The sequence below is a fragment of the Burkholderia sp. RS01 genome, from assembly GCF_039748055.1.
Lineage (GTDB): Bacteria > Actinomycetota > Actinomycetes > Actinomycetales > Micrococcaceae > Arthrobacter.
Genome location: NZ_JBDLAK010000014.1, coordinates 98,959 through 123,567 on the forward strand (window position 1 = coordinate 98,959; position 24,609 = coordinate 123,567).

General features: G+C 64.8%; 25 protein-coding genes. 21 read left to right on the top strand and 4 right to left on the bottom strand.

What is annotated here, in order from left to right:
• Positions 1-26 precede the first annotated feature (26 nt).
• From ABFP37_RS14230 to ABFP37_RS14245, 4 genes are read left to right on the top strand one after another with little or no spacing between them, the layout of a single operon-like run.
• Positions 27-455: a thioesterase family protein gene (locus ABFP37_RS14230; protein WP_078028606.1), complete on the top strand. Its 429-nt coding sequence runs from the start codon at positions 27-29 to the stop codon at positions 453-455.
• A gap of 22 nt (positions 456-477) precedes the next feature.
• A complete protein-coding gene (locus ABFP37_RS14235; protein ID WP_347033966.1) occupies positions 478-720 on the top strand; it encodes a hypothetical protein in 243 nt (80 codons plus the stop codon).
• Positions 721-774: 54 nt separating this feature from the next.
• Positions 775-3,006 (top strand): AAA family ATPase, encoded by a 2,232-nt coding sequence (locus tag ABFP37_RS14240; protein ID WP_078028574.1) that lies wholly within the window; start codon positions 775-777, stop codon positions 3,004-3,006.
• Positions 2,993-4,249, top strand: a complete 1,257-nt coding sequence (locus tag ABFP37_RS14245; protein ID WP_260680852.1) for an McrC family protein — start codon at positions 2,993-2,995, stop codon at positions 4,247-4,249. The genes ABFP37_RS14240 and ABFP37_RS14245 overlap by 14 nt, the downstream gene beginning before the upstream one ends.
• On the opposite strand, the gene ABFP37_RS14250 is transcribed toward ABFP37_RS14245, so the two are convergent.
• Entirely contained in the window at positions 4,246-4,530 is a 285-nt protein-coding gene (locus ABFP37_RS14250; protein ID WP_347033967.1) for a hypothetical protein, read from the bottom strand. The genes ABFP37_RS14245 and ABFP37_RS14250 overlap by 4 nt on opposite strands.
• A 132-nt stretch (positions 4,531-4,662) precedes the next feature.
• Between ABFP37_RS14250 and ABFP37_RS14255 the strand changes: the two genes are divergently transcribed.
• On the top strand, positions 4,663-5,472 hold the full coding sequence (locus ABFP37_RS14255) for a TetR/AcrR family transcriptional regulator (RefSeq protein WP_347033968.1): 810 nt from the start codon (positions 4,663-4,665) through the stop codon (positions 5,470-5,472).
• A 60-nt stretch (positions 5,473-5,532) separates the two neighbouring features.
• Here ABFP37_RS14255 and ABFP37_RS14260 read toward each other — a convergent pair whose 3' ends face one another.
• The gene (locus ABFP37_RS14260; protein WP_347033969.1) at positions 5,533-7,032 is read right to left on the bottom strand and encodes an ATP-binding protein; all 1,500 of its coding nucleotides are present in this window, start codon (positions 7,030-7,032) and stop codon (positions 5,533-5,535) included.
• Between the two features lie 266 nt (positions 7,033-7,298).
• Here ABFP37_RS14260 and ABFP37_RS14265 point away from each other — a divergent pair, with 266 nt between their 5' ends.
• The gene (locus ABFP37_RS14265) at positions 7,299-8,054 is read left to right on the top strand and encodes a response regulator transcription factor (RefSeq protein WP_185982337.1); all 756 of its coding nucleotides are present in this window, start codon (positions 7,299-7,301) and stop codon (positions 8,052-8,054) included.
• A gap of 20 nt (positions 8,055-8,074) precedes the next feature.
• Here ABFP37_RS14265 and ABFP37_RS14270 read toward each other — a convergent pair whose 3' ends face one another.
• Both ABFP37_RS14270 and ABFP37_RS14275 read right to left on the bottom strand, forming a co-directional pair.
• Positions 8,075-8,500 carry a very short patch repair endonuclease gene (locus ABFP37_RS14270; protein WP_078028577.1) on the bottom strand — a complete coding sequence of 142 codons (426 nt, stop codon included), beginning with the start codon at positions 8,498-8,500 and terminating at the stop codon, positions 8,075-8,077.
• A 28-nt stretch (positions 8,501-8,528) separates the two neighbouring features.
• A complete protein-coding gene (locus ABFP37_RS14275) occupies positions 8,529-8,963 on the bottom strand; it encodes a pyridoxamine 5'-phosphate oxidase family protein (protein WP_078028578.1) in 435 nt (144 codons plus the stop codon).
• Between the two features lie 224 nt (positions 8,964-9,187).
• Between ABFP37_RS14275 and ABFP37_RS14280 the strand changes: the two genes are divergently transcribed.
• The 15 genes from ABFP37_RS14280 (at position 9,188) to ABFP37_RS14350 (ending at position 24,536) form a co-directional block, all read left to right on the top strand.
• Positions 9,188-10,915, top strand: coding sequence for a hypothetical protein (locus ABFP37_RS14280; protein WP_078028611.1), 1,728 nt, complete (start codon positions 9,188-9,190; stop codon positions 10,913-10,915).
• 274 nt (positions 10,916-11,189) lie between these two features.
• A complete protein-coding gene (locus ABFP37_RS14285) occupies positions 11,190-11,852 on the top strand; it encodes a DUF6318 family protein (protein WP_139362839.1) in 663 nt (220 codons plus the stop codon).
• Positions 11,842-12,780 carry a hypothetical protein gene (locus ABFP37_RS14290; protein ID WP_347033970.1) on the top strand — a complete coding sequence of 313 codons (939 nt, stop codon included), beginning with the start codon at positions 11,842-11,844 and terminating at the stop codon, positions 12,778-12,780. Before ABFP37_RS14285 ends, ABFP37_RS14290 begins: the two co-directional genes overlap by 11 nt.
• A gap of 225 nt (positions 12,781-13,005) precedes the next feature.
• Positions 13,006-14,079, top strand: a complete 1,074-nt coding sequence (locus ABFP37_RS14295; RefSeq protein WP_347033971.1) for an alkene reductase — start codon at positions 13,006-13,008, stop codon at positions 14,077-14,079.
• Positions 14,080-14,267: 188 nt separating this feature from the next.
• The gene (locus tag ABFP37_RS14300) at positions 14,268-14,798 is read left to right on the top strand and encodes an alternate-type signal peptide domain-containing protein (protein WP_078028581.1); all 531 of its coding nucleotides are present in this window, start codon (positions 14,268-14,270) and stop codon (positions 14,796-14,798) included.
• An 89-nt stretch (positions 14,799-14,887) separates the two neighbouring features.
• On the top strand, positions 14,888-15,511 hold the full coding sequence (locus ABFP37_RS14305) for a hypothetical protein (protein ID WP_078028582.1): 624 nt from the start codon (positions 14,888-14,890) through the stop codon (positions 15,509-15,511).
• Complete coding sequence (locus ABFP37_RS14310) at positions 15,498-16,142, top strand: signal peptidase I (protein WP_347033972.1); 645 nt, start codon at positions 15,498-15,500, stop codon at positions 16,140-16,142. Before ABFP37_RS14305 ends, ABFP37_RS14310 begins: the two co-directional genes overlap by 14 nt.
• Positions 16,139-16,615, top strand: coding sequence for a hypothetical protein (locus tag ABFP37_RS14315; RefSeq protein WP_078028584.1), 477 nt, complete (start codon positions 16,139-16,141; stop codon positions 16,613-16,615). Before ABFP37_RS14310 ends, ABFP37_RS14315 begins: the two co-directional genes overlap by 4 nt.
• Positions 16,616-16,672: 57 nt before the next feature.
• The gene (locus tag ABFP37_RS14320) at positions 16,673-17,404 is read left to right on the top strand and encodes a GntR family transcriptional regulator (RefSeq protein ID WP_078028585.1); all 732 of its coding nucleotides are present in this window, start codon (positions 16,673-16,675) and stop codon (positions 17,402-17,404) included.
• Positions 17,405-17,607: 203 nt separating this feature from the next.
• Complete coding sequence (locus tag ABFP37_RS14325) at positions 17,608-18,936, top strand: MFS transporter (protein WP_347033973.1); 1,329 nt, start codon at positions 17,608-17,610, stop codon at positions 18,934-18,936.
• 8 nt (positions 18,937-18,944) lie between these two features.
• Positions 18,945-20,072 (top strand): NAD(P)-dependent oxidoreductase, encoded by a 1,128-nt coding sequence (locus ABFP37_RS14330; protein WP_347033974.1) that lies wholly within the window; start codon positions 18,945-18,947, stop codon positions 20,070-20,072.
• 83 nt (positions 20,073-20,155) lie between these two features.
• Positions 20,156-21,160, top strand: a complete 1,005-nt coding sequence (locus ABFP37_RS14335; protein WP_347033975.1) for a sugar phosphate isomerase/epimerase family protein — start codon at positions 20,156-20,158, stop codon at positions 21,158-21,160.
• A gap of 151 nt (positions 21,161-21,311) precedes the next feature.
• Complete coding sequence (gene dhaL, locus ABFP37_RS14340; protein ID WP_078028588.1) at positions 21,312-23,090, top strand: dihydroxyacetone kinase subunit DhaL; 1,779 nt, start codon at positions 21,312-21,314, stop codon at positions 23,088-23,090.
• Positions 23,083-23,565: a ribose-5-phosphate isomerase gene (locus tag ABFP37_RS14345; protein WP_078028589.1), complete on the top strand. Its 483-nt coding sequence runs from the start codon at positions 23,083-23,085 to the stop codon at positions 23,563-23,565. The genes dhaL and ABFP37_RS14345 overlap by 8 nt, the downstream gene beginning before the upstream one ends.
• A 2-nt stretch (positions 23,566-23,567) precedes the next feature.
• A complete protein-coding gene (locus ABFP37_RS14350; protein WP_185982336.1) occupies positions 23,568-24,536 on the top strand; it encodes a 3-hydroxyacyl-CoA dehydrogenase family protein in 969 nt (322 codons plus the stop codon).
• The last annotated feature ends 73 nt before the right edge of the window (positions 24,537-24,609 follow it).

Genomic DNA, 24,609 nt, shown 5'->3' on the forward strand with positions numbered 1-24,609 from the left:
CCCGGCGCATCGAGGTGCTCGTCCCGATGCGCTGGGGCGACATGGACGCCTACGGGCACATCAACAACGTGCAGATTGTCCGCATGCTGGAGGAAGCCCGCATCGGCGCCTTCGGTCCGCCGCGCGGCGCCGGACTGCCCGGCGTTGAACCGCACGTCTCCCTATTCAACGATGTTCCCGCGGGCACCATGGCGCTCATCGTGGACCACCGCATCCGGTACGTGAAGACGCTTGAGTACCGGAACGTCCCCGCGGTGGTCCAGGTGTGGATCGGTGCCGTCAAGGGTGCCAGTTTCGACATTCACTACCTTGTGCAGGACCCCGTAACTCGCGACGATTGTGTGAAGGCCTCAAGTCATCTCGCCTTCGTTGATGAAGCCAGCGGAAGGGTCCTGAGGCTGACGCCGGAGCAGAAGCAGCGGCTGGAGCCCTTCACCGAACGCAGGGAGCCTTAACCGTGGAAAGGGAGCCGCAGCTGTGAAAAAGAAGAAGACATCCTGGAAGGACATGCCTCCGGCCGCGCGCATTGGGACGGTGATTGTGGGCGTGCTGCAGCTGGCATTCCTCGCGGCCGCCCAGCGGGACATCTCACGCCGGCCCGCGGAACAGATCCGCGGCTCGAAAGCCGTCTGGCGGATGGTCACGCTGATCAACTTCATCGGCCCCGGCAGCTACTTCGCGTTCGGCCGGAAGCCCCTGCCAGAGGCTACCCGGAGGTAGCTTTCCCGGCCGGCGTGGTGCTGGCGTTCAGCTTAAGCCTGTAAATTTGGAGGCATGACCCCCGCCACGAAGCCTCCCCTGCCCCGTGCCCTCGGAATCTCCAAAGAAATCGAAGACGCAGCATGGTTCGTGCTCGGGGCCGGGCTCCAGGGCAAGCCCTCGGCCATGGACGGGCGCACGCAGACGTGGACGTCGGACGCCGCCGCGGAGGTCCTGGAACGGCTGCAGCGGGGAGTGGCCGACGCCAAGGCGCCCATGATGACCAACCTGCGGCACAACCTTGAGGACGCCTCCCGCGCGGCGAAGCTGCTGGCCGTGGAACTGTTGTTCCTGCAGTCGCTGCCGCTGGCGCACGAGGTGAAATCGCTCAAGGTCAAGCGGGCCAGGGTTGCCGAAGCCGCGTCCTGGCTGGAGCCCGCGCTCAAGCTTCCGGACGAGCTCTACCAGGGCATGACCGACCACGGCGTTATCCGGGACCGGACGGCCGAGTTCAACTGGACCATCTGGGACCACCTGAAGTGGCTGTGCCGGTTTGTGCAGCACGTGGACCAGCAGCCCGCCCCTGCCATCAACAAGGCGCTCAAGGATCCGCTGGCCTTCCATGTGCTGGCCGCGGGCACGCCGGAGGACCAGCCGGCCATCCGGCGGAGCGTCGAATACCTGGCGTGGCCCAGCTACTTCGAACCCGTGGTGGCTGACGTCGAACGCCAGGAGATCCGGGACGCCTTCGCCTCCCTCGTGGGCGGTGCCAAGGGAGACAGCGACGAGGAAGTCACGGCCGACATCCGCCGCATCCGCCTGCACCTGGATGAGCAGGCAGGCCAGCGCATCGACTGGTACTCCCGGCAGCTGGTGAGCCAGTGGCGGAAGGTGGGGGACCCGGGCCGCCGGGCCTGGCTGCTGCGCACCCATCACGACAACGCCGAACTCCTCACCGCCTGGCAGGACGAGGAGAAGGTCACCCTCGGCGTCGAACACCTCCGCCTGCTGGACGCCGGCGTCACCGCTGGGCTGGTCCAGCACGCGGTGGACGAGGACTACAAGCACCTCGGCTACGTGGAGCGGGAGGACACGAAGACGGCGGTCTTCGCTTTCCTGACCGTCATGAAGCCGGGCGACCTGGCGCTCTACCAGAGCTCAGGGGCAGTCCGGATCGGCGTCGTCCTGGGCGAGCCGGACCACAACGAGGACAACCGCCGGATGCGCCGCAAGGTCCGCTGGTTCGACGAGGCCCACGCCACCGCCGACCTGCCGCGCCACGTCCAGCGCCAGCTCGCCACCGCCGGCATCGTCGTCGACGTGACCCGCGTGGTGCAGGCGCTGCAGGCGCTGGTGCCCGCCGAGGCGGAAACGGAGCCCGACGGCGGCACCGAGCCGGCCGCCGTCGCCCTTTCCGTCCAGGACGGGTTCCGTCCGCTGACGCAAGAGTTCGCGGACTCGCTCCACATGGACCTGGACCCGCTGCAGGAGATCGCCGAATTGCTGGAGGAAAACCGCCAGCTGGTCCTCTACGGCCCGCCGGGAACCGGCAAGACCTACCTCGCCAAGCACCTGGCGGCCGAGCTCGCCCAGGACAGCACCGACGAGCGCGTGAAACTGGTGCAGTTCCACCCCTCCTACGCGTACGAGGACTTTTTCGAAGGCTACCGGCCGGACAAAACCGATGAGGGCCAGGTGTCGTTCAAACTGGTCGCCGGACCGCTGCGCCGGCTGGCCGAGGAAGCTGCGAAGCCCGGCAACGAGTCCAAGCCGTTCTTCCTCATCATCGACGAGATGAACCGCGCCAACCTGGCCAAGGTGTTCGGCGAACTGTACTTCCTGCTGGAATACCGCGACGACCGCATCTACCTGCAGTACAGCCCTAACGAGCCGTTTACGCTCCCGGACAACCTGTACATCATCGGCACCATGAACACCGCAGATCGCTCCATCGCCATGATGGACGCCGCCATCCGCCGCCGCTTCGCGTTCATTGAGCTGCATCCCAAGACCGAGCCGGTGAAGGGGTCGCTGCTGAGGTTCCTGGAGGCACGGCAGCTGGACACCACCCCGGCCCTGCTGCTGGACGCTCTCAACGATGCGATCGACGAGTGGGACCGCGACCTCATGATCGGGCCGTCCTACTTCATGAAGAAGGCCGCCCAGACCCCTGCAGGGCTGCGCCGGATCTGGAAGTACGAGCTCATGCCGCTGCTCGAGGAGCACTATCACGGGCAGCTGAACCGCGCGCAGCTGGAAGAACGCTTCGGGCTGGACCAGCTGCTGGGACGCCTTGCGGATCGCTAGTCCCGCAGCCGGCCGCGGCCAGGCAACCGCGCCGCGGCACATCGTGGTGGACGAGCTGTCCGGCGGCGTGGTGGAAAAGCTGGATGCTGCCAGCGCGGCGTTCCTGAACGCGAGCGGACTGGCGAAGGCCTCGCCCATGGGCATGGGCCTCTATCGTATCGAGCCGGTGGGCATGGTGGGATCCGTGCGGACGCCGCTGGTGCAGCTCGATGTGCGGCCCAAGGGGAGGCTGGGGCTCAGCAGGCTGCTCTTCCTCCTCAGCTTCGCCGGCGACCAGGGGTTCCGCGACGATCCCGTCGCCGCCGCCGAGGACACCGAGCTGTGGAGCGCGCTGGCGTCATCCCTCGCGCAGCTCGCCGAGCGTGCCCTGCAGCGCGGCGTGCTGCAGGGCTACCTCACCGTGGACGAATCCCTGAGGACGGTGAAGGGCCGGATCCGCATCTCGGACCAGATTTCGCGGCGGCCAGGCATGCTGGTGCCGTTGGAGGTGTCCTACGACGAATTCACCGAGGACATCGCGGAGAACCGGATCCTGCGTGCCGGCCTGGAACGCATGTCCCGTGTCCCCGGGGTACGGCCCGACGTGCTCAGCCGGCTGCGGCAGCTCAAGGGAAAGCTCGACGCCGCCACCCGGCTTCAGTCCGGCGCTCCACTGCCGCCGTGGCGGCCCAGCAGAATGAACACCCGGTACCACGCGGCGCTCCGGCTGGCCGAGGTGATCCTCCGCAACTCTTCCGCCGAGGCAGGGGAGGGCCGGCACCAGACAGCATCCTTCGTGGTGGACATGGGCAAGGTCTTCGAGGACTTCGTCGGTGCGGCGCTGCGGCAGGCCATGACGGCCTTTCCGGGTGAAATGAGGCTGCAGTTCGACGCCATGCTGAACGAGGCCGTCCGGGATTCGGACCGGCTGACGGTGCGGCCCGATGCTGTGCACCTGCTGGGCGGCCGGCCCGTGGTGGTGTACGACGCGCAGTACAGGGCCCGTTCGGACCATGGCGCATCGCTGTCGGCGGACCATTTCCAGATGCTGGCCTACTGCACCGCACTTCGCGTGCCCACAGCCTGGCTGATTTATGCCGGGGCCGGGGAAATAAAGCTAAGGCGGATCCTCAACACGGATATCGACATCGTGGAGTTTCCGCTGGACCTGTCCCTGCCGCCGTCGGAGATTCTGGCCGCAATAACTGATTTGGCTGAGCAGTCCTGGGGAGAAGTGGTGCGGCAGGCGAGCATCACGCGCTAGGGGAATTCTGCTTGATCGTCCTCGGGCCGGCCGTGCAGGGACAGCAGGTGATCCAGGAGGGCTTTCTCGGGGCGGCCGGCGTTTTGGGCGAGGCACTCACGCAGCCGGCTTCGGATGCAGGCGCCTTCCGGGGCGGGATCGCCGAGAATCGACCAAATGATTCCCATGACCTGCCGCCGGAGCGGGACCAGGTCCGGGTCGTGTGCGGCGCAGACCGTCGGGGGCATAGCCGGCAAGTCGGAGAAGTACCGCAGTTCCACCGGGATCAATTGCTGCGACATGTCACTCTCCCTGACCATCTGGCAATTCACGTGCGGCTTTTCCCGCATAAATGATGCGTCACGTTCTTGATAATTCAGTTCTCGATGCGTCGACTTCGCGGCCCGCCAAATTCGAGGGTCCAAAAAGGACAGATGACCTTTGAAAACCATATCGCAGGACAGACAAGTCTGTCTCGCCTTTGCGATAGGATATTAGCAATGGCCGATTCATCCAGTTCAGGATCACCGCGCGCCGGAATTTTTCCTTCCGGCGGGCTACAGTCCGGCCCGGAAACCGACGCTTCCCTGGCCGGTGCCGCTGGATTGGATGCCGCAGGCATAGATGCCCCGGCTTTGGTTCCCACGGTCTCGGGTTCCGATGCGCCCGGTGCGGCCACGGCCGGTGCAGCCGGGATGCGGGAACGGATCGTCAACGCGGCCTATGATCTCTTTGCGCGCCGAGGCGTCCGCGACGTCGGCATCAATGAACTCATCAGTCGTTCAGGCGTCGCCAAGGCCACCTTCTACCGCCACTTCGCCTCCAAGGACGAGTTGGTGCTGGCTTTCCTCGAGCAGCGCGACCGCGTGTGGACGGTCAATGCAATTGTGGGCGAAGCGCGGCGCCGGGCGGACACGCCCGAGCAGCAATTGCTTTCGATCTTCGATGTTTTCTCCGATTGGTTCCGCCGCACCGACTTCGAGGCGTGCTCCTTTATCAACGTGCTCCTGGAAATGGGCTCCACGCATCCGCTGGGCCGGGCGAGCATCGATTACCTCGCAAAGATCCGCGGCCACGTGAAGCAGCTTGCGGACGAGGCCGGTCTCGAGCGCACCGAGGATTTCTCCCGGTCATGGCACATCCTGATGAAGGGCTCCATCATCTCCGCCGCCGAAGGCGACCTTGAGGCAGCCACGCGGGCGCGCCAGCTCGCCGGATGGCTGATCGAGCACCACCGGGCCTGACCGAAGGCAGCCCGTCGGCACCGCTGGTTCAGGTCGGCACCACTGGTTCAGTCGGCACCGCTAGGCCGGCACCGCAAAAGTGAAAGTGGTGCCTTCCCCTACTTCGCTGTGGAGCGAAACGCTGCCGCCGTGGGCTTCCACGATGGCCTTGCTGATGGACAGTCCCAACCCCACCCCGGGAATCGCGGAATTGCGGACAGCGGCCGAGCGGAAGAATTTGGCGAAGACCTCCTCCTGGTCCTGTTCACTCATCCCCATCCCGGTGTCGCTGACGCTGCAGACCACGTGCCCGTCCTCGGACCTCAGCGAAACCATCACGTCACCGCCGTCCGGCGAGTACTTGATGGCATTCGACACCAGGTTATCCAGCACCTGGGAAATACGGGCCGGATCGACGTGGGCGGCCACCCTGTCGGGGGCGTCCGCCATCAGCCGGATGCCCGAAACGGCGGCCCGCGGCAGTGCGGCTGTGACGCTGGCCCGGACCAGGTCCGCCACGTTCACGGCCAGGGGGCTGACGATCAACTGTCCGTTCCTGCTGGACAGGAGATCCGAAACCAGGGTGAGGAGCCGCTCCGAGTTCCGGTGGATGATCTCGAGCGGCCCGCGCTGGTACTCCGTCAGGTCGTCGTCGTCATCCAGCATGAGTTCCACGTAGCCCAGGATCGAGGTCAGCGGGGTCCGGAACTCGTGGGAGACGTTGGAGACGAAGTCGTCCTTGGCCGCCAGGGCATTCACGAGTTCGGTGACGTCGCTGAACACGATGACCGAACCCGCGAAGTTCCCGTCCTGGTCCCTCATGGGCCTGGCGCTCGTCGTGATGGCTCGCTGCTCGCTGCCGTGGCCGAGCCAGACGAGGTAATCGGTGAACTCCTCGCCCAGGATGGCACGCCGGACGGGCCGCTGCTCCACGGGAACAAGCGTGCTGCGGTCGGCCGCGAAGACCAGAAGCTCGGATTCATTGGGATCGGCGTTGCCGGCTGGAGTCGCCAGCTTGTGATGGGCACGCTGCTTTCGGTTCATCAGGATGTCATTGCCGTCGGCATCCACGGCGAGCACGCCCAGGTGCACTGTATCCAGCACGGTGTTAAGCAGCCGCTCCTGGCCCTTGCTGTCATCGAGCACCCCGCGCAGCTGGGCGTCCTTTTCCTCCAGATCGCGCTGCTGCCGGACCATGCTGAGGGTCATCACCGTCACCGAAACGCCGATCCCCAGCATCATGACCGGAAGGAGGAAGGACCTGGCCAGGTCCTGTCCCGTCACATCCCCACGGATCATCAGCGGCACCCAAATGATGGCCAATGGGCCGCAAAAGGAAATCCCCACCGCGGTTTTGGGAAATACCCCTGAGGCGCATAGCCAGATCACCGGGAAGACAGCCATGAGGCTGATTCCGGTCAGGCTGTCCTGGCCGCCCTCCCTGCCGAGCGCGATCGAGACCAGGTCCAGGATCGGAAGCACCAGGAACGCCGGGTACGGCAGCTTGTCCCACGGCACGGCGTAACAAAGCAGCAGAATGATCCCCTGCGACAACAAGAAGCTGATGAATAACGGATTCATGAGCGTCTCTGGGAAGAAAGCCAAAATCAGGAACGCGGTGATACCAGCCGTTACCGAGAGCGGCATCTGGCTTAGCGTTACGCGGCCCCGCAGGGAGTACTTATGGAACGGCCGCCGGAAGAGAAGGATTCTGCCGGAAGCGTCCTTCCACGTTGGACTGCTCATGGGTGCTTGTCCGATAGGGCGGGGCCGAAGAAACGCATACCTGCAGGATACTGGGCGGGAGCTATACTGCAGACGGGATGTAGCGGGCTGAGGGGGCTGCGATGGGTGATGCACGCGTGGGACTGGTCATTGAAGATGATCACGATATTCGCGAACTGGTGCGCGTTGTACTGACGCAAGCCGGTTTTGACGTGACCGCTGCGAGCAGCGGAGCCGAAGGCGTTCTGGCCGCCAAGGAGCTGGACCCCGCGGTCATCACGCTGGACCTCGGCCTGCCCGACATTGACGGGTTCGAGGTGGCACGGCAGATCCGTCAGTTCTCCGACGCGTACATCGTCATGCTCACCGCCCGCGCGGAGGAACTGGATACCCTGATCGGTCTCGAGTCCGGCGCGGACGACTACCTCACCAAACCCTTCCGTCCCCGGGAGCTGCGCGCCCGCGTCGCGGCCATGATGCGACGCCCGCGTTCGACGCCGGATCTCGCCGAAGAGACCGGCGCACCCTCCGCTGCGGCCAGTGATGAGAGCCTCTTCAGCCACAACGGGCTGGACCTGAGCTACGACTCCCGCACCGTGACCGTGGATGGCAAGGAGCTTAGCCTGACGCGCACCGAGTTCGACCTGCTGCATGCCCTCCTGGAGGCCGGCCGCATGGTCCGTACCAAAGCGGACCTGGTGCGCCGCCTGCGGGACGAACCGTACGACGTCGGAAGCTACATCAGCGAGGCCGACGAACGATCCGTCGAAGTGCACATGGGCAACCTGCGCAAGAAACTCGGTGACTCCGCGCAGAGCCCGCGTTGGCTCCAGACCGTCCGCGGCGTCGGCTACAGGCTCGCCCCCGCTGAACACTGACCACGCCGGCCTCGGTGCGTTCAGTCGCTAGCGAGGAATTGCTCGAGTTGCCGCTCCAGGGCTGATGCGTCCCGCAGCTCGCACTCCCACACGGTGAGCACCTCCCAACCGGCGCTTTCGAGCTGACGGCGCTGATCGGCGTCGCGGTTCCTGGTCTTTGTCCGCTTCGCCTCCCAGAATTCCGCGTTGGCTTTGGGGGAGTGCTGGCCGGCCTTGCAGTCGTGGAAGTGCCAGAAGCAGCCGTTGACGAAGATGACCTTGCGCCTGGCGGCGAAGACAAGATCGGGGTTCCCCGGCAACTTGGTGCCGCGGGAGGCACCGTGCAGGCGGTAGCGGTAGCCTTTGGCATGCAGGAGGCTGCGCACCAGTAATTCGGGCTTGGTGTTCTTGCCCCTGATCCGGGACATGTTCCAGCTGCGCTGCTCAGGTGTCAGCCGGTCCGCCATGCTTCAAGTCTAGGCTTGCTGCGGCTTGCTAGATTTCCCGTTCGGGCTGTTCCCCAAATTCGAAGTGCCGGCCGCTGACCGATCCTGGATCGATCTCCACGTAGAAGTCCTTGAGCGTGGGGACCCATGACGCGAGTCCGAGGGCCTCCGCCTCCGCAATTTCTGCGGACTTGCTCAGAACCCGTGCCGTGCCGCGGAGGACCACGGACCACGCCTGGTCTGACATGATGCCGTCCGTTTCGAAGAGGACGTGGTCGTTGATGGTCACTTGGGCCAGCTTGTTGCCGGGCGCAGTGCGGAAGTACAGCTTCCGGCGGCTCGTCACATAGTTGACCGGGAAAATATCGGGTTCACCCGCAACAGTGACCACGAGGCGGCCGTGCTTGGTGCCCTCCAGCAGCTGCCAGCATTGTTCGTCGTCGAGGATCAGGATGGGGTCGCCGTCTGCGTGGTTGAACATCATGGCTCCATTCTTCTACGTCTTGTAGAAAAACGATAGGGATATGAGGAAATTTTCCCAGCCGTGGACGTGAATCCGCCACCGTCCTGAGTTTGGGATACCCCGCCGGCGGAGCCCGCGGAGGAAAGCCTTGGATCTTTAACACCTTTGTAATGGCCCCGTGACGGGTCCGTCTCACGCGGTGACTAGCGTCAGCAAGGACCAACTGGCGACGAAAGCGATGACTGATGACCAATGATCTGAAGGACACCGAACTGCTGGAGCCGACGGCGGGCGGCGACACCGCCGTCGGACGCGGTCCGACCGGCAGCTCGACGGCGGGCAACGCCGATGCTTTAAGCGCCACCAAGGAAAGCCTGGAGGACTACACGCTGAGGTTCGCGCCGCGCTCCTACCGCAAGTGGAGCGCCGGGGTGGTGGCAACCAGCGCACTGGGCGGCATCGCCTACCTGGCCGATTTCTCGATCGGGGCGAATATCGGGATCGCCTACGGCACGGTCAATGCGATCTTCGGCATTCTCGTGGCTGCCGTGATTATTTTCGCCACGGGCTTTCCGCTGGCTTACTACGCTGCGCGGTACAACATCGACCTTGACCTCATCACGCGAGGCTCGGGCTTCGGTTACTACGGCTCCGTGGTCACCAACGTCATCTTCGCGACGTTCACCTTCATTTTCTTTGCCCTGGAAGGGTCCATCATGGCCCAGGGGCTGGAGCTGGGACTCGGCGTCCCGCAGTGGCTGGGATATGCCGCCTCCACGGTCATCATCATCCCGCTCGTGATCTACGGGATGAACACCCTGGCCAAGCTGCAGGTGTGGACCACTCCGCTGTGGCTGCTTCTCATGGTGGTGCCGGTGGGATACCTGCTGGTGTCCCACCCCGGCAGCATCGATGACTTCTTCGCGTTCACGGGAGATTCCGGCGCCGAGGGCACCAGCCTGGCGTCCGTGATGCTGGCGGCTGGCGTCTGCCTGTCCTTGATGGCGCAGATTGCCGAACAGATTGACTATCTGCGCTTCATGCCGCCCAAGACCGCCGAGAACAAGGGCGCGTGGTGGAGGGCCGTGATCCTCGCCGGGCCGGGATGGGTCATGTTCGGAGCAGTGAAGCAGATCGTCGGCATGTTCATCGCCGTCTACCTGATCGCCAAGCTTGATCCGGCCGCCTCCGCGACGGCCAACGAACCCGTGCACCAGTTCCTCGGCGTTTATCAGGAAATGATGCCGGGATGGCTGGCCATGACGTTGGCGGTGGTGCTGGTGGTCATTTCCCAGATCAAGATCAACGTAACCAATGCCTACTCCGGCTCGCTGGCATGGACCAACAGCTTCACCAGGGTCACCAAGACCTACCCGGGCCGTATGGTCTTCGTGGTGGTGAACCTGCTGATTGCGCTGGTCCTGATGGAAGCAAACATGTTCAGCTTCCTCAACACCATTCTGGGCTTCTACGCCAACTGCGCCATGGCCTGGGTGGTCACGGTTGCGTCGGACATTGCGATCAACAAGTACCTGCTGAAGATCTCGCCGAAGACCCCCGAGTTCCGGCGCGGCATGCTGTATGCCGTGAACCCGGTGGGCTTCGTGTCCATGCTGGTCTCCGCAGGGATTTCGATTGCCGTGTTCTTTGGGGCGTTCGGAGCGGGCATCCAGCCCTATTCGCCGATCTTCGCCGTGGGGCTTGCCTTGGTGTTGCCTCCGGTGCTGGCTGTCCTGACCAAGGGGCGCTACTACCTTCGGCGCACCGACGACGGGATTGACCTGCCGATGTTCGACGCCGACGGCAACCCGAGCGACGCCAAGCTCCTCTGCCACGTGAGTGGAATCGAATTCGAACGTCCGGACATGATCCGCTCCGCCCAGGACGGACCCGACGGCGAACCCCAGTATGTTTCTTCGCTCGCCTTGTCGGCCGATAAGTCGGGGGAGCTGGTGCTGCCGGCTCAGCGCTAAGGAATACGGGGCCTGTTTTGTTGGCCTCTGCGGTATTGACGGGTCCGGTGGCAAAGTGCATCGGGCCCGTTTTTTTGTGCGGTGTTCTCACGGTGCCTTGCGGAGTTTTTCTCGCTCGGAGCGGCGGCTTTGACTTTCGGCGCTGGCCGGCAGGTGGTAGAACGAAAGGGTTTGCTGGCTGTGGATAACTTTGAGCTCGAAAGTGTAGCCTCGGCTACCCTTTAACCATTGTTCGGAAACAGATGTCTTGAAACCTATCCGGGGGGATTAGCGCATGACTTCTCGTACCTTCAGTTCCGGGCGTCTGCGCCTCTCCGCGATATCCGTCCTCGCCGCTTCCGTTCTGGCGCTCAGCAGTTGCAGCAATGGTGAAGACCCTAAAAATGGTTCGAGCGGCGGGACCACGCCCTCGGCCTCGGCTACACCCACGCCGAGCGCCACTCCTACTCCCACCCCGAGGCCCGTGTATAAGCCCGCAGATGCTAAGGGCAAGGCGCAGAACGTGCCGGTTCCAGTGAAGCCAGCGTTGGCGGACAAGAATTCGAAAGAGGGCGTGGAAGCGTTCGCGAAGTACTGGTACGCGCTGCTCAATTACGCTCTTGAGACGGGAAATCTGAAGCCAGTCAGGGGCATAACTGGGCCGTCATGCGCCCTCTGTAGCAAGATTTTCCCGGGGATTGAGAAGTGGAACAAGGATGGCAAATGGATTGTAGGTGCTGGTATCCAAGTTCGTGCAGTTCAGTCGGCGTTTGTGAGAACAAGTTCGGGTGAATATCAAGTGGCGATGCAGTCGCAGCAGTCTGCCGGTTCCTTAAGGCAGGCTGACGGAACAGTGGGTCAGACCGTAACCGAGTCGCCCATGCTGGGGGACCTCATGATTGCGAAATACGTGGACGGTCGTTGGAAGGCAAACAACGTCGACAGGCTTGGCGGCTGAAATCATGCGCGACCGGGGTAAACGCAATTGGTTCAGAGTCTTATTTTCGCTTGTGTTGGTCGGAACTATTGTCGGAATAGTGCCGGAACAATCATTTGCAGCTGACACAGATGTTTCTTGGACAGACGATGGCGTGGGTATCTGGCACTTCGACTCGGATCACCACGTTTGGGTCGATTCTCCTGGGGCATTGGAAGAAGACCCCAACGCCTACAAATTTGAGTACCTCTGTCTGGATGACGGCCGGAATAATTTCGATGTCGGCTGCCTGAATGCGGCGGTAGAATGCACGGACGGGAAAAATGGCCGTCCCGTTCGTTGGTATTCCTCCTTGAAGGCTTTTCGGCCGCCAGTCTGGAGCCAGATTCGTCCTGATCGCTGCGTCTACACGGAAGACCCGAGCGACGTCTTGGGGAGGATTGCGGCGCAGATTCAGTCAAAGTTCGAGCAGCTACCCGTTAAAGCGGGAACTGCCGGCGTGCAGCCAAGCCCGCATACTCTTCGCGGTGCTGAGACGAACTTCTACGCGGAGGCCTCGGAACAATCCTTCAGTGTGAACATGCTGGGCCAAAGCGTCGGAATTGTGGCCAAGCCAGTCCAGTACCGCTGGGACTACGGCGACGGCGCCTCGCTGGGCCCGACAACCACCATGGGTGGGCCCCTTCCTCAGGATCGCTGGGGTGAGAAGACGCGCACCAGCCACGCCTACGCTGCGACGGGTGACTTCAGCGTTGTGCTCACCACGTACTTCCAGGGCACATATTCAGTGAACGGCGGGCCAGCCCTTCCCATCCCCAACCAAGGCCAGTTCAGTTCGGCTCCACATACGGTAAGTGTGTGGCGTTCCGTCACGCGGAACTATGCGGACGACTGCATCGCCAACCCCCGCGGCCAAGGGTGTCCGGGAGCTGGCCCAGGCAACAGGTAAACGACCCGAACCACACCAAAAACCCAAGAACCAGATGCGGATAGGGCACTGGAGCAACGGACCTACGAAGCGGACGACGACGGCGGCACCCGACTGGGGGCCGACGTCGCTGTGCTCGGAGTGCTTTGGGCGCCGCGATCCCATGACCTGCGTCACACCCGGAATACTTGCACGCGCGCGGCAGTTGCACCGACTGAACCCAATGCATTCTGAAAGGAACCACGCATGCTGTTTTCTCCGCTGTCCCTCGGTGAGCTCGAACTGCCCAACCGCCTTGTCATGGCACCGCTCACCCGCCTCCGCTCGGGCAGGGAAGGCGTACCGGGACCGCTCGTGGCGGAGCACTACCGCCAGCGGGCCACCCTCGGCCTCATTGTCAGTGAGGGCACGTACCCCAGCCCCGCAGGCCGCTCCTACCCGGGACAGCCCGGCATTGTCACCCCTGAGCAGATCGCCGGCTGGAAGAACGTCACGGACGCAGTCCACGCAGAGGGCGGACGGATTTTCGCGCAGATCATGCACGGCGGCCGTGTCTCCCACGAGGACATCACGGGCGGCCACCGCATCGTTGCGCCGAGCGCCATCGCCGTCGAGGGCGAAACCCGCACATACACCGGCAAGCAGGCATACCCGGTGCCGCACGAGCTCTCTACGGATGAACTGCCGGTAGTCCTCCAGGAAATCGTCACGGCGTCGCGCAATGCCATTGAAGCGGGGTTCGACGGGGTCGAGCTGCATTCGGCCAACGGCTACCTCCTGCATGAATTCCTGGCGCCGAATGCCAATGTGCGCACGGACAGCTACGGCGGCTCGCCCGAAAACCGCGCGCGCTTTGTCATCGAGACCGTCAATGCGGTCGTCGAAGCGCTCGGAGCCAACCGCGTCGGCATCCGCATTTCGCCGGAGCACAATGTTCAAGGCATCGACGAGAATGATGCTGCGGATGTCCGGGCCACCTACGAAGTGCTGGTGAACTCGATCGCTCCGTTGAACCTTGCCTACCTGAGCATTCTGCACAGCGACCCCTCGGGTGAACTCGTCCAGGATCTGCGTGCCCGCTTCAACGGCACGTTCCTGGTCAACACCGGGTTCGGGCTCGTCACCACCCGCGAGGAGGCAGTCGCGCTGGTGGCAGACGGTCACGCGGACGCCGTGGTGGTGGGCCGGCCGGCCATCGCCAATCCCGACCTCGCCCGCCGCTGGCGCGAAGGCCTGCCCCTGAACGAGCCCGACCAGGCCACGTTCTACGGCGAAGGCGCGAAGGGATACACCGACTACCCGGTGTACGAGACGGCCTAGCCAGCCCCAGAATCACCCAACCAGGGGAACCGTCCGGACACCGGGCGGTTCCCTTTGTTTGACCTTGTTTTCGGGGCAATTTTTTCTTGAGTGAATCTTGACCTTTTGTGGCATCGAGTCCTGAGCCAGGCGCGGCATTGTTCTGGGTAGCAAGACAACTGCCACCACAAAATTTGAAGGGTCTCATCATGAAGAACAGCGCACTGATCAAGGGAACCGCCGCCATCGCCGTAGGCGCTGCACTGCTGCTGGGCGGCGGCGGCACGCTGGCCTCCTGGAACGCATCGGACAACGCGGCGCCCGGCACCGTCATCGCCGGCGACCTGAACGTCGCCAAGTCCGCGGCCGGCGTGTGGAAAGACCGCGCCGGCACCACGATCGACATCGCAACCTACAAAGTTGTTCCGGGTGACAAGCTCACCTACACCCAGGTCCTGGACGTGACCCTCACGGGGAACAAGATGGCTGCCGACATCACTGCCACCGGCACCGGCACGGCCAACGGATTCACCCCGGCCAACGTCGTTGTCTCCGGCCCCGTGCTGACCGTCGGCGGCGTGACCGTTGCCAACCCGCTGACGACCTCCAAGACGGTCACAGCCACCATCACCTTCGAGTTCCTCTCCACCACCACGGGCCGCGCCGACGTCAGCGCGACATACAACTTCGGCAACGTCGCGTTCACCCTGCAGCAGATCACCCAGACCGGCCTGTCCTAGCGAACTGCCGGCCACCCGCGGACTTTACTTCGCGGGTGGCCGGCATCCGCACCGAGGCAATAACCAGAAGAGGGTCAGGAGGAGGAATCATGGGCATCCCGCGCAGTTTGCGGGCCGCCGCGTTGATCGCCGCGGCGGTGCTCCTGGGACTCCTGACCGTGCAGGGCTCGTACGCCCTGTGGGCGGCCAATGCCTCCGCTGCTCCCGGATCCGTATCCGCCGCATCATTCAACGTCAGCCTCACGGGGCTGCCCTCCGGCCAGGTCACCAACATGACGCTGGCCGGCGGAGGGGCGGCCACCCTTGCACTGACCACCTCGGGCACGCCCCTAGCGCCCCTGACGCCGGGCGCCGCGGTCCACTCCAGCGTTTCGGCCACCAATAATTCCGACGCCGGTGGGCAGTTCAGCATCAGCGTCACCGCCGGCGCCCCAACAGTCACTAACGTGGGCGGGGGATCGCTGGCGCAATACCTGACCGTTAGCGCCAAGAACGTGGCGACGACCGCCGAATGCAGCACCACCACGGGCTATACCCAGCTCTCCCCGGCCGGCCTCACCACGGCGGCAGTCCCCAAGGGCGCAACCACCATCATCTGTTTCGAAGTCAAGCTCTCCTCCACCGCTCCAGCCACTGTGAAAGGACAAGCCGTGAGCATCTCGATCCCCCTCACCGCTACGCAGCTCTGCGGGGTGCCCAGTGGCTGCGCTTGATACCTTCCCGGCCAGCGGCAGAATGTCCGCTTCAAAGAGCGGCACGAAGGTTGCCGGTGAACAGGCCGCAAGCACCGACCAGACAACAAAGCCGGCCCGCCGCCGGCTGGCTGGCGCGGGCCGCGTCGCCACCGTCGTGCTGCTGACGGTCGCAGTTTTCGCCGCACTGGTGCTGATCCTCGTACCCAAGGCCACCGGTTCCCAGACCTACTCGGTGCTGACCAACTCCATGGCTCCGAAGTACTCGCCGGGCACATTCCTGGTGGTCAAGCCCGCCGCATTCAGCGAACTCAAATACGGCGACATCGTCACGTTCCAGCTGGAATCGGGCAAGCCGGCAGTGGAGACGCACCGGATTGTCGGTTTCGGTGCCACGCAGACCGGGGAAAGAACCCTGATCACCAAGGGTGACAACAACGACATCAACGACGCCAACCCGGTCCGTGAACTCCAGGTCAAAGGGAAATTGTTCTACGCCGTCCCGCTTGTAGGTTACGCTGCCAATGCACTCGGCAATGCGGATCGTGGCCTCTGGGTGACGGCGGGCGCTGCCGGTCTCATCGGCTACGGCCTTCTGCTTATCGTCCGGCACATCCGCAGCCGGCGCCTGGAATCAGGAGAGGCGGCATGACCCCCCAGGCCAAGATACCCGGCGCCATGCTGGCGCTATTCGCATTTATGCTGACGGTGCTCCTCGGCATTGGCGGCACTGCCGCCGTCGCGCTCTGGCAGCAGTCAGCCACCGCGACTATGTCCGTCTCGGCAGGTGTCAACTGGGGTTCCCCGATCACACTGACCTGCGCCAACAGCACCAATGAAAAGACGGCAACCCTGACAGTCTCGTCGGCGCAGAGCCCCGTCACGCTCACCATCGCTGCCCGCCAGGCGGATGGCACGTACAGTCCCCTGGCCACCGAATACCCCGCCGGCTCCGGAACGGGGCCGATCGCCATCAGTGAGGGATCTCCCATCGTCCTAGCGAACCCCGGCGTCACCCCCTTGACTGTCCGCGTGACTGCGGCATTCGCGGACCTGCAGAAATCGACCGCGGAATGGAGCTTCACCATCATTCAAACCGGTGGAAAGGTGAAGTGTGGTCCATAGCTTCCCGCTGATCAGGCCGTGGGGTCAGCCCAAGGCCGGCCCCTATAGGATTTGACCATGCAGAAAGCGTCCAATGGCCCCCGACCCGGCAGCCAGCCCGCCGTGCAGGCTGACCGCAGGGGCGGCCGCACCGTCAGCCGCCAGGTCCTGGCAGACCATGTCTACGAGGAACTCCTGGCGTCCCTGATGGACGGACGGCTGGAGCCCGGCGCCGCAGTCAGCATCGACGGAACCGCCCGCGAACTCGACGTTTCGCCCACTCCGGTCCGTGAGGCCTTGGCGCGGCTGGAGCACACCGGCATGGTCCGGCGGGTGGCGCTGAAAGGCTACAGAGTGGCCCCGGTCTTCACCCGGGAGGACTTCGCCGAGCTCATGGAAGCGCGCCTCGCGATCGAGCCCGTCAACGCGCGGCTCGCCTGCGCGCGCCTGACACCGCAGCGGTTCGCCGAGCTGGAACAGGCGGTCGAGGACCTGAAATCGGCACCACGCGGCCCGTCCTTCTCCGAGTACAAGGACTACCTCGAAGCCGACGAACGCTTCCACCAGCTGATCGCCCAGCAAACCGGGAACCAGTTCATGGTTTCCGCGTACGCCGCTCTGGGCGGACAGGTCCAGCGCTTCCGGCTGTTCGGCGGCGTGGGCATCACGGACGCCGAGAACGCCATCGCGGAGCACCAGTCGGTGCTCGACGCACTTTCCACCGGCGATCCCGAAAAAGCCGCGGCCGCCATGGCGGATCACGTCCAAAGAGTCCGCGAGCGGGCCATGGCCGATGCTCCGGTTGACTAGCCTGAAGGTCGCGGGGCAGCCTGACCAGAGGGTCCACAGGACCGCCTGAAAAGCGGCCGAGGGCGGCCGCGTGAGCTTACCCCGGAAAACGACGCGCGGTTGGTAACAACTGTGTGACGATCCTCACAGCCTGTCCGATGTCCCTATAGGATCTTTGATTGTGCCGGCAATGCTGCCGACACCGCGATCACAAGGGAGTGAAAATGCAGACAGACACAGTGGCCGCCAAGCCCAGGGACTCAGCAACACGCCGCACTATCAAGAATCTGCGATGGTGGATCCTCGGCTGGGCCCTGCTCGCGGGCATCGTCAACTACATGGACCGCAGCGCCATCTCCATCGCTGCGCCACAGCTCATCAAAGACTTCGGCATGACCCGGACGGACATCGGTCTGCTAGGCACCGTGTTTTCCTGGACCTATGCCTTCAGCCAGCTCCCGGCCGGCTGGCTGGTGGACAAGCTGGGCGCCCGCCGCATGTACTTCCTGGCCATCGCCGGCTGGAGTATCGCCACGGCGCTGATGGCCGTCGGAGGCAAGATGTGGCAGTTTCTTACCTTCCGCTTCCTGCTGGGCGTGGCCGAAGCCCCCAATGGACCGGCGTCCGCCAAGCTGACCGCCGACTGGTTCCCCCGGGCCGAGCGTGGCCAGGCCACCGCCATCTGGGACAGCGGCTCTAAGTGGGGGCCCGCCATTGCCCCGCCCATCCTGACCGCCATCATGCTCGCCTTCGGCTGGCAGGCCATCTTCATCTTCCTCGGCATTGCCGGCCTGATTCTGGCCGTCGCTTTCTTCCTCTACTACCGGACCCCCGAGGACCACAAGCGCATCAGCGACGAGGAACTCGCCTACATCGAAGCCGAACGCACCACCCAGCAGCTCTCCGCCAAGAAGGTCTCCTGGCTGGGCCTGTTCAAGCACCGCCAGATCTGGGGGATGATGGCAGGCTTCTTCTGCGTCATCTGGATCTGGAACATCTTCATCGTCTTCCTCCCGCTCTACCTGCAGGAAGAGCGCGGAGCGAGCATCGCCAACTCCGGCTGGCTGGCTGCGGTACCGTACCTCGGTGCGGCCATCCTGGGCATCACCGGCGGCTGGGTCATGACGCGCTATTCCAAGAAGGCCGGCCGCGATCCGCTGCTGGCCAAGCGCCACGTCATGTCCGTGGCTGCCATTGCTGCCGGCATCCTGATCTGCCTCATTCCGTTCGTGGATTCCCTCCCGCTCGCCATCGCCGTGATGACCGTGGCGCTGGGCTTCGTCGCCACCATGCAGGCGGCTGCCTGGGCCATGCCCGGTGACATCGTGGACAACTCCCAGGTGGCATCTGTCGGCGCCATCCAGAACTTCGGCGGCTACTTCGGCGGCGCTTTCGCCCCGCTGCTGACCGGCGTGATCGCGGACGCCACGGGCTCCTACGCGCCGTCGTTCGTGATCGGCGGCATCATCGCCGCCCTCGCCGCCGTGGCATACACCGTGCTGGTCCGCGAACCCATCAAGGACAAGACCGCAGTACTGCAGACAGAAAGCTGAACCGACGCATGAGCACAGCAACAAATGCATTGACGACGACGGCGGTCGCCACCTCGGCGGCCGCCCCGGCGGCGGGAACCACACTGGCGGAGGGAACCACTACTGCGGGAACCGCCCGCCCGCCGTTCACCGTAGCCGTCACGGCCGACGCCGCGCGGCCCGACGGAAGCTCCATCCATGGAGACCTTGGACTCCGGAGACTAACCGAGAACGGCATCAGCTGGAGCGTCTTGCCCAGTTACACGGACCCGATCCCGCCAGCGGACCTTGCCGGCGTCCACGCGGTTCTGTCACTGGGCCACATCGCCTTCGATTCGCGCACGCTGGACCACGCGCCAGAACTGAAGCTGGTTGCCCGCTTCGGGGCCGGCTACGAGACCATCGACCTCGACGCCTGCACGCGCGCCGGCGTCGTCGTCACGAACACCCCGGATGCCATCCGGCGGCCGCTCGCGGTCGCGGGACTCACCCTGCTGCTGGCGCTCTCGCACAACCTGTTGGCCAAAGACCGGCTGACCCGCACGTCCGACTGGGCCTCCCGCGAACAGTATCGCGGTGCGCCCCTCGTCGGCCAGACAGTGGGCATTGTGGGCTTCGGGAGCGTGGGCGCAGAGCTCGCCAGGCTGCTGGCGCCGCTGGGAATGAAGGTCGTCGGCAACAACCGAAGCGGCCGCCATCCGGAGGCCGCCGAGCTAGGTGTGGAACTGCTCGGCCTGAACGAACTGCTCGAGCGCTCGGACTACGTGGTGCTCTGTGCCGCGCTCACCCCGGCCACAGAAAAGCTGATTGATGCAGACGCCCTGGCCCGGATGAAGTCGAGCGCCTACCTCATCAATATCGGCCGGGGGAAGCTTGTGGATACGGACGCCCTGCGAGACGCCCTGCGGTCCGGTCGCATTGCCGGCGCCGGCTTGGACGTCTTCGAGCCGGAACCGTTGCTTCCCGATGACGCGCTGCTGACCTTGGAGAATGTGGTGCTGTCGCCTCATTCGCTGTGCTGGACGGCCGATTTCACCCGGGACGTCGCGGACGGAGCCCTCGCCTCGATCCTCGCAGTCGCGGCGGGGGAGCGGCCCCGGAATGTCCTCAACCCTGAGGTCTTCGACACCGCCGCTTTCGCCGCGAAAGGACACTAAGCTTGCCGTGTGACCTTGACAACACCCCACACGATGATGAATCCTATAGGAAAGAGGATTTCCACAAAGGAGTGAACAACAACGTGGTTTACACAGCTGATAACTGGCCCATCACCGCAGCACTGCTGCAGTTTCCCGGCACCGACGCGCAGGGCAACCACATCAACGATGCCGACGCGTCCGCCTGGGCCGAGGTCCTGACCGAGGTCAAGGAAGCCGGCTTCAGCAACGCCGACCTCACGGACAGCTGGGTCCGCCCCGGCGACCTCAGCAAGGAGCGCCTCGCCGAGTTCAAGCAGACCGCCCAGGACGTGGGCGTCGGCATCCCGGTCATCTCGGCCATCCGCCGCAGCGTGATCGAGGAAGGCAACTGGGAAGCCAACCTCGAATACAGCCACCGCACCATCGACGCCGCCGCCGAGCTCGGCTGCGAGGTTGTCTCGTTCGGCCTGCACCAGGCGATCACCCCTGAGCAGCAGAGGCAGCTGTGGTTCTGGACCGTCGAGGGCTACAAGGATCCAGTGGGGGACAAAGACGCCTGGAACAAGGCCGTCACCCGCTTCCGCGAACTGGGCCGTCACGCCGAAGAGGTGGGCGTCCTGCTCTCGCTCGAAATGTACGAGGACACCTACCTCGGCACGGCAGACTCGTCCGTGCAGCTGGTCCAGGACATCGGGCTCGCCAACGTGGGCCTCAACCCGGACATCGGAAACCTGATCCGCCTGCACCGGCCCATCGAGGACTGGCGCGAAATGGTCGCCAAGACCATGCCGTACTCCAACTACTGGCACATGAAGAACTACATCCGTGACGAGGACGTGGCCCGCGACAGCTACGTGGCCATGCCCGCCCCCATGGAAAGCGGCCTGATCAACTACCGCGAGGCATTCAAGGTGGCCATTGCCGCCGGCTACCAGGGCATCATCTGCACCGAGCACTACGGTGGAGACGGCCTCTCCGTGACGGCCAGCAACCAGGAATACCTGCGCCGCCACGTCCTGCCCAAGAAGGACGGCTACGCGCTCGGCAAGAGCCTCGTGGCACAGGGACGGCAGCAGCCGGCCGCCGTCGGAGTCGCCAGCTCCTAGTCTCCCGGAAGTCAGGTTCCCACCGGAGCCTGACTTCCGACGGCGGCCGCCGGCAGCGCTCGGACGGCCGTCATCCCGGGGCCCTCCGGAGTACGACTCCGGCCGGTGCCCGCCAGAACTGATCAACCCAACTCGGATTCAATGAGGAACCATGACTCAGATCTTCGACAATCCCGCTGATTTCGCGGATGAGGCGCTGGACGGCTTCGTGGCTGCCAACCGCGGCTACGTCGCCCGCGTGGACGGCGGCGTCGTCCGCTCCACCGAAATGACCTCCGGCCAGGTGGCACTCGTGATTGGCGGCGGCTCAGGACACTACCCGGCCTTCGCCGGGCTCGTCGGCCCGGGGCTTGCCGCAGCCTCCGCCTGCGGCAACATGTTCGCGTCCCCCGCGGCCGGGCAGGTCTACCGAGTGGCCAAGGCAGCCAACGCCGGCGGCGGCGTGCTCCTCAGCTACGGCAACTACGCCGGCGACGTCCTGCACTTCGGCCAGGCCCAGCTGCGGCTCAACGCCGAGGGCATCGAGACCCGCACCGTCCTGGTCACCGACGACATCGCCAGCGCCCCGCTGGACCAGATCGAAAAGCGCCGCGGCATCGCCGGCGACCTCACCGTCTTCAAGATCGCAGGCGCCGCAGCCGAGGCCGGCCTGGGCCTCGATGAGGTGGAACGGCTGGCCATCAAAACGAACCACCGCACCCGCTCACTGGGCGTGGCCTTCAGCGGCTGCACCCTGCCCGGCGCCTCCGAGCCGCTCTTCCAGGTGCCGGCCGGCCAGATGTCGCTGGGCCTGGGCATCCACGGCGAGCCCGGCATCTCCGAACACCCCATGCCCACCGCCTCCGAACTGGCCGAGCTACTGGTCTCCCGCCTCCTGGAGGATAAGCCGGCAGACTCCGGTGACCGGGTGGTGGCAATCGTCAACGGCCTAGGCACGGTCAAGTACGACGAACTGTTCCTCCTCTTCGGCAAGGTCGAAAAGCTCCTCAGCAAGGCCGGCCTGACAGTGGTGGAACCGGAGTGCGGCGAGTTGGTCACGAGCCTGGACATGTCCGGACTCTCGCTCACCCTCCTGTGGCTCGACGACGAACTCGAGCAGTTCTGGGCGGCCCCGGCCGACACCCCGGCGTACCGCAAAGGCAACCTCGCGCCGCGTGCCCGCCGCGAAATGGCCGGACCCGAAGCCGTCGCTGCGGAAGAGACCGAGAAGGCCACTGCGGCGTCCGCGGACCTGGGCCGGCTGGCAGCCGCCGTGCTCGCCCAGGTGCGGGACGTCGTCGTCGAACATGAAGAGGAACTGGGCAACCTGGACGCCATTGCCGGCGACGGCGACCACGGTATCGGCATGCGCCGCGGTGTGGACGCCGCAACGGCCGCCGGCGAGCAGAACGCGGCGGCCGGAGCCTCGGTACAGCACGTCCTCACCGAGGCCGGAGAAGCGTGGAGCGAGCGCGCCGGCGGAACCTCCGGGGCGCTGTGGGGATCGGCCGTGATCGCAGCGGGCCTGGCCCTGGGCAACCGCGAGTCGTACCGGGCCGCAGACGCGGCAGCCGCCGTCACCGCCTTCACGGACGCCATCACCGAACTGGGCAAGGCAGAACCGGGGGACAAGACCATGGTTGACGCCCTGCTGCCGTTCCGGGACGCCTTCCTGAAAGCGTCCGACGGCGGTGCCTCCTTGGGCAGCGCCCTCGCCGAAGCCGCTGCCGCGGCAACGGAAGCCGCCCGGCAGACCGCGGACCTTCGCCCCCTCAAGGGTCGGGCCCGCCCCTTGGCTGAAAAGAGCCTCGGCCACCCCGATCCGGGCGCAGTCTCCTTCGGACTGATCACCGAGCGGATCGCCACGTACATCGAATCCGGCGCCGGGACTTCGGGCGCCGACAATTCAAAGCTGGCCGCAGCGGCCGGAAATGGAGCAAAAAATGACTGACACCGCAGGCTGGCGCATTGTCATCGGCAACGATGAGGCCGGCGTCGAATACAAGGAAGCCCTGAAGGCCCTGCTCGAGGCAGACAGCCGCGTGGCATCGGTGCTGGACATCGGCGTGGGCGCCAACGATTCCACTGCCTACCCGCACGTCGCCGTCAACGCCGCCCGCAAAGTAGCCGCGGGCGAAGCCGACCGGGCGCTGCTGATCTGCGGCACCGGGCTCGGCGTGGCCATCGCGGCCAACAAGGTACCTGGAATCCGTGCCGTAACCGCACACGACAGCTACTCCGTTGAGCGCTCCGTCCTGAGCAACAACGCCCAGGTCCTCACCATGGGCCAGCGCGTGATCGGCCTCGAGCTCGCCAAGAAGCTCGTGGGCGAATGGCTCGCGCACCGCTTCGATGAGAACTCGTCCTCGGCCGCCAAGGTGGAGGCCATCTGCTCCTACGAACCCGACTACACGAAGGCTGACTGACCATGACAGAAACACCCAACAGCTCGCGCAAGATTGCCGTCGTCGGCTCGGGATACATGGGCGGCGGCATCGCGCAGGTCCTGGCCCTTGGCGGCGCACGCGTTGCCTTGGCTGACGTGTCCGCCGAGGTTGCCCAGAAGAACTACGAGCGGCTCCTCACCGAATCCGACCAGTTCGTGGCCGACGGCCTGTTCCCAGCAGGAGCCACCGAGATCCTGAAGCAGAACCTCTGGGCTGCCAAGGACATCGAGGAGGCCGTCGCGGACGCCGACTTCATCGAGGAGGCCGTGCCCGAGGTCATCGAGATCAAGCACCAGACGCTGGCCCGCATCAGCGCGGCCGCCCGTCCGGACGCGATCATCGGTTCCAACACCTCCACCATCTCCATCGCGGACCTGTCCGAACCGGTCAGCAACCCGGAACGCTTCCTGGGCGTGCACTTTTCCAACCCCTCGCCGTTCATCCCGGGTGTGGAGATCATCCCTCACGCAGGCACTTCGGCCGAGACCGTGGGCGCCGTCCGGGACCTCGTCCACGCCGCCAACAAGCAGACCGCCGTGGTCAAGGACGTCACCGGATTCGTGCTCAACCGCCTGCAGTACGCGCTGTTCCACGAGGCCGCGCAGCTGGTGGAACAGGGCATTGCGACGGCGGAAGACGTTGACACCCTGGTCCGCACCACCTTCGGCTTCCGGCTCCCGTTCTTCGGCCCGTTCGCCATCGCCGACATGGCCGGCCTGGACGTCTACAACTTCTGCTACAAGTCCCTGCAGACCGACTTCCCCGAGCGCTTCGCCACGCCCAAGATCCTCACGGACCTCGTTGAGGCGGGCAAGCTGGGCACCAAGACCGGCGCAGGCTTCCTGAACGTCCCGGCCGAGCGCACGCCCGAGCTGATCGCCTACCGCAACAAGGCCTACGTTGCGATGCAGAAGCTCATCGAAGACCTCGGCCCCGCGCCGATCAACTAACAGCGCCCATTAACTACGCGCTGATCCACTAACGACCCACTGGTCCGGGCCTTCTGGTCCGGACCGCAAGAAA

Bases quoted from the DNA above. Each gene is read 5' to 3' on its own strand.
- ABFP37_RS14230 (WP_078028606.1), top strand. From the start codon at position 27: ATGCGCTGGGGCGACATGGACGCCTACGGGCACATCAACAACGTGCAG.
- ABFP37_RS14240 (WP_078028574.1), top strand. From the start codon at position 775: ATGACCCCCGCCACGAAGCCTCCCCTGCCCCGTGCCCTCGGAATCTCC.
- ABFP37_RS14250 (WP_347033967.1), bottom strand. From the start codon at position 4,530: ATGTCGCAGCAATTGATCCCGGTGGAACTGCGGTACTTCTCCGACTTG.
- ABFP37_RS14255 (WP_347033968.1), top strand. From the start codon at position 4,663: ATGACCTTTGAAAACCATATCGCAGGACAGACAAGTCTGTCTCGCCTT.
- ABFP37_RS14260 (WP_347033969.1), bottom strand. From the start codon at position 7,032: ATGAATCCGTTATTCATCAGCTTCTTGTTGTCGCAGGGGATCATTCTG.
- ABFP37_RS14265 (WP_185982337.1), top strand. From the start codon at position 7,299: ATGGGTGATGCACGCGTGGGACTGGTCATTGAAGATGATCACGATATT.
- ABFP37_RS14270 (WP_078028577.1), bottom strand. From the start codon at position 8,500: ATGGCGGACCGGCTGACACCTGAGCAGCGCAGCTGGAACATGTCCCGG.
- ABFP37_RS14275 (WP_078028578.1), bottom strand. From the start codon at position 8,963: ATGATGTTCAACCACGCAGACGGCGACCCCATCCTGATCCTCGACGAC.
- ABFP37_RS14280 (WP_078028611.1), top strand. From the start codon at position 9,188: ATGACCAATGATCTGAAGGACACCGAACTGCTGGAGCCGACGGCGGGC.
- ABFP37_RS14285 (WP_139362839.1), top strand. From the start codon at position 11,190: ATGACTTCTCGTACCTTCAGTTCCGGGCGTCTGCGCCTCTCCGCGATA.
- ABFP37_RS14295 (WP_347033971.1), top strand. From the start codon at position 13,006: ATGCTGTTTTCTCCGCTGTCCCTCGGTGAGCTCGAACTGCCCAACCGC.
- ABFP37_RS14300 (WP_078028581.1), top strand. From the start codon at position 14,268: ATGAAGAACAGCGCACTGATCAAGGGAACCGCCGCCATCGCCGTAGGC.
- ABFP37_RS14305 (WP_078028582.1), top strand. From the start codon at position 14,888: ATGGGCATCCCGCGCAGTTTGCGGGCCGCCGCGTTGATCGCCGCGGCG.
- ABFP37_RS14315 (WP_078028584.1), top strand. From the start codon at position 16,139: ATGACCCCCCAGGCCAAGATACCCGGCGCCATGCTGGCGCTATTCGCA.
- ABFP37_RS14320 (WP_078028585.1), top strand. From the start codon at position 16,673: ATGCAGAAAGCGTCCAATGGCCCCCGACCCGGCAGCCAGCCCGCCGTG.
- ABFP37_RS14325 (WP_347033973.1), top strand. From the start codon at position 17,608: ATGCAGACAGACACAGTGGCCGCCAAGCCCAGGGACTCAGCAACACGC.
- ABFP37_RS14330 (WP_347033974.1), top strand. From the start codon at position 18,945: ATGAGCACAGCAACAAATGCATTGACGACGACGGCGGTCGCCACCTCG.
- dhaL (WP_078028588.1), top strand. From the start codon at position 21,312: ATGACTCAGATCTTCGACAATCCCGCTGATTTCGCGGATGAGGCGCTG.
- ABFP37_RS14345 (WP_078028589.1), top strand. From the start codon at position 23,083: ATGACTGACACCGCAGGCTGGCGCATTGTCATCGGCAACGATGAGGCC.
- ABFP37_RS14350 (WP_185982336.1), top strand. From the start codon at position 23,568: ATGACAGAAACACCCAACAGCTCGCGCAAGATTGCCGTCGTCGGCTCG.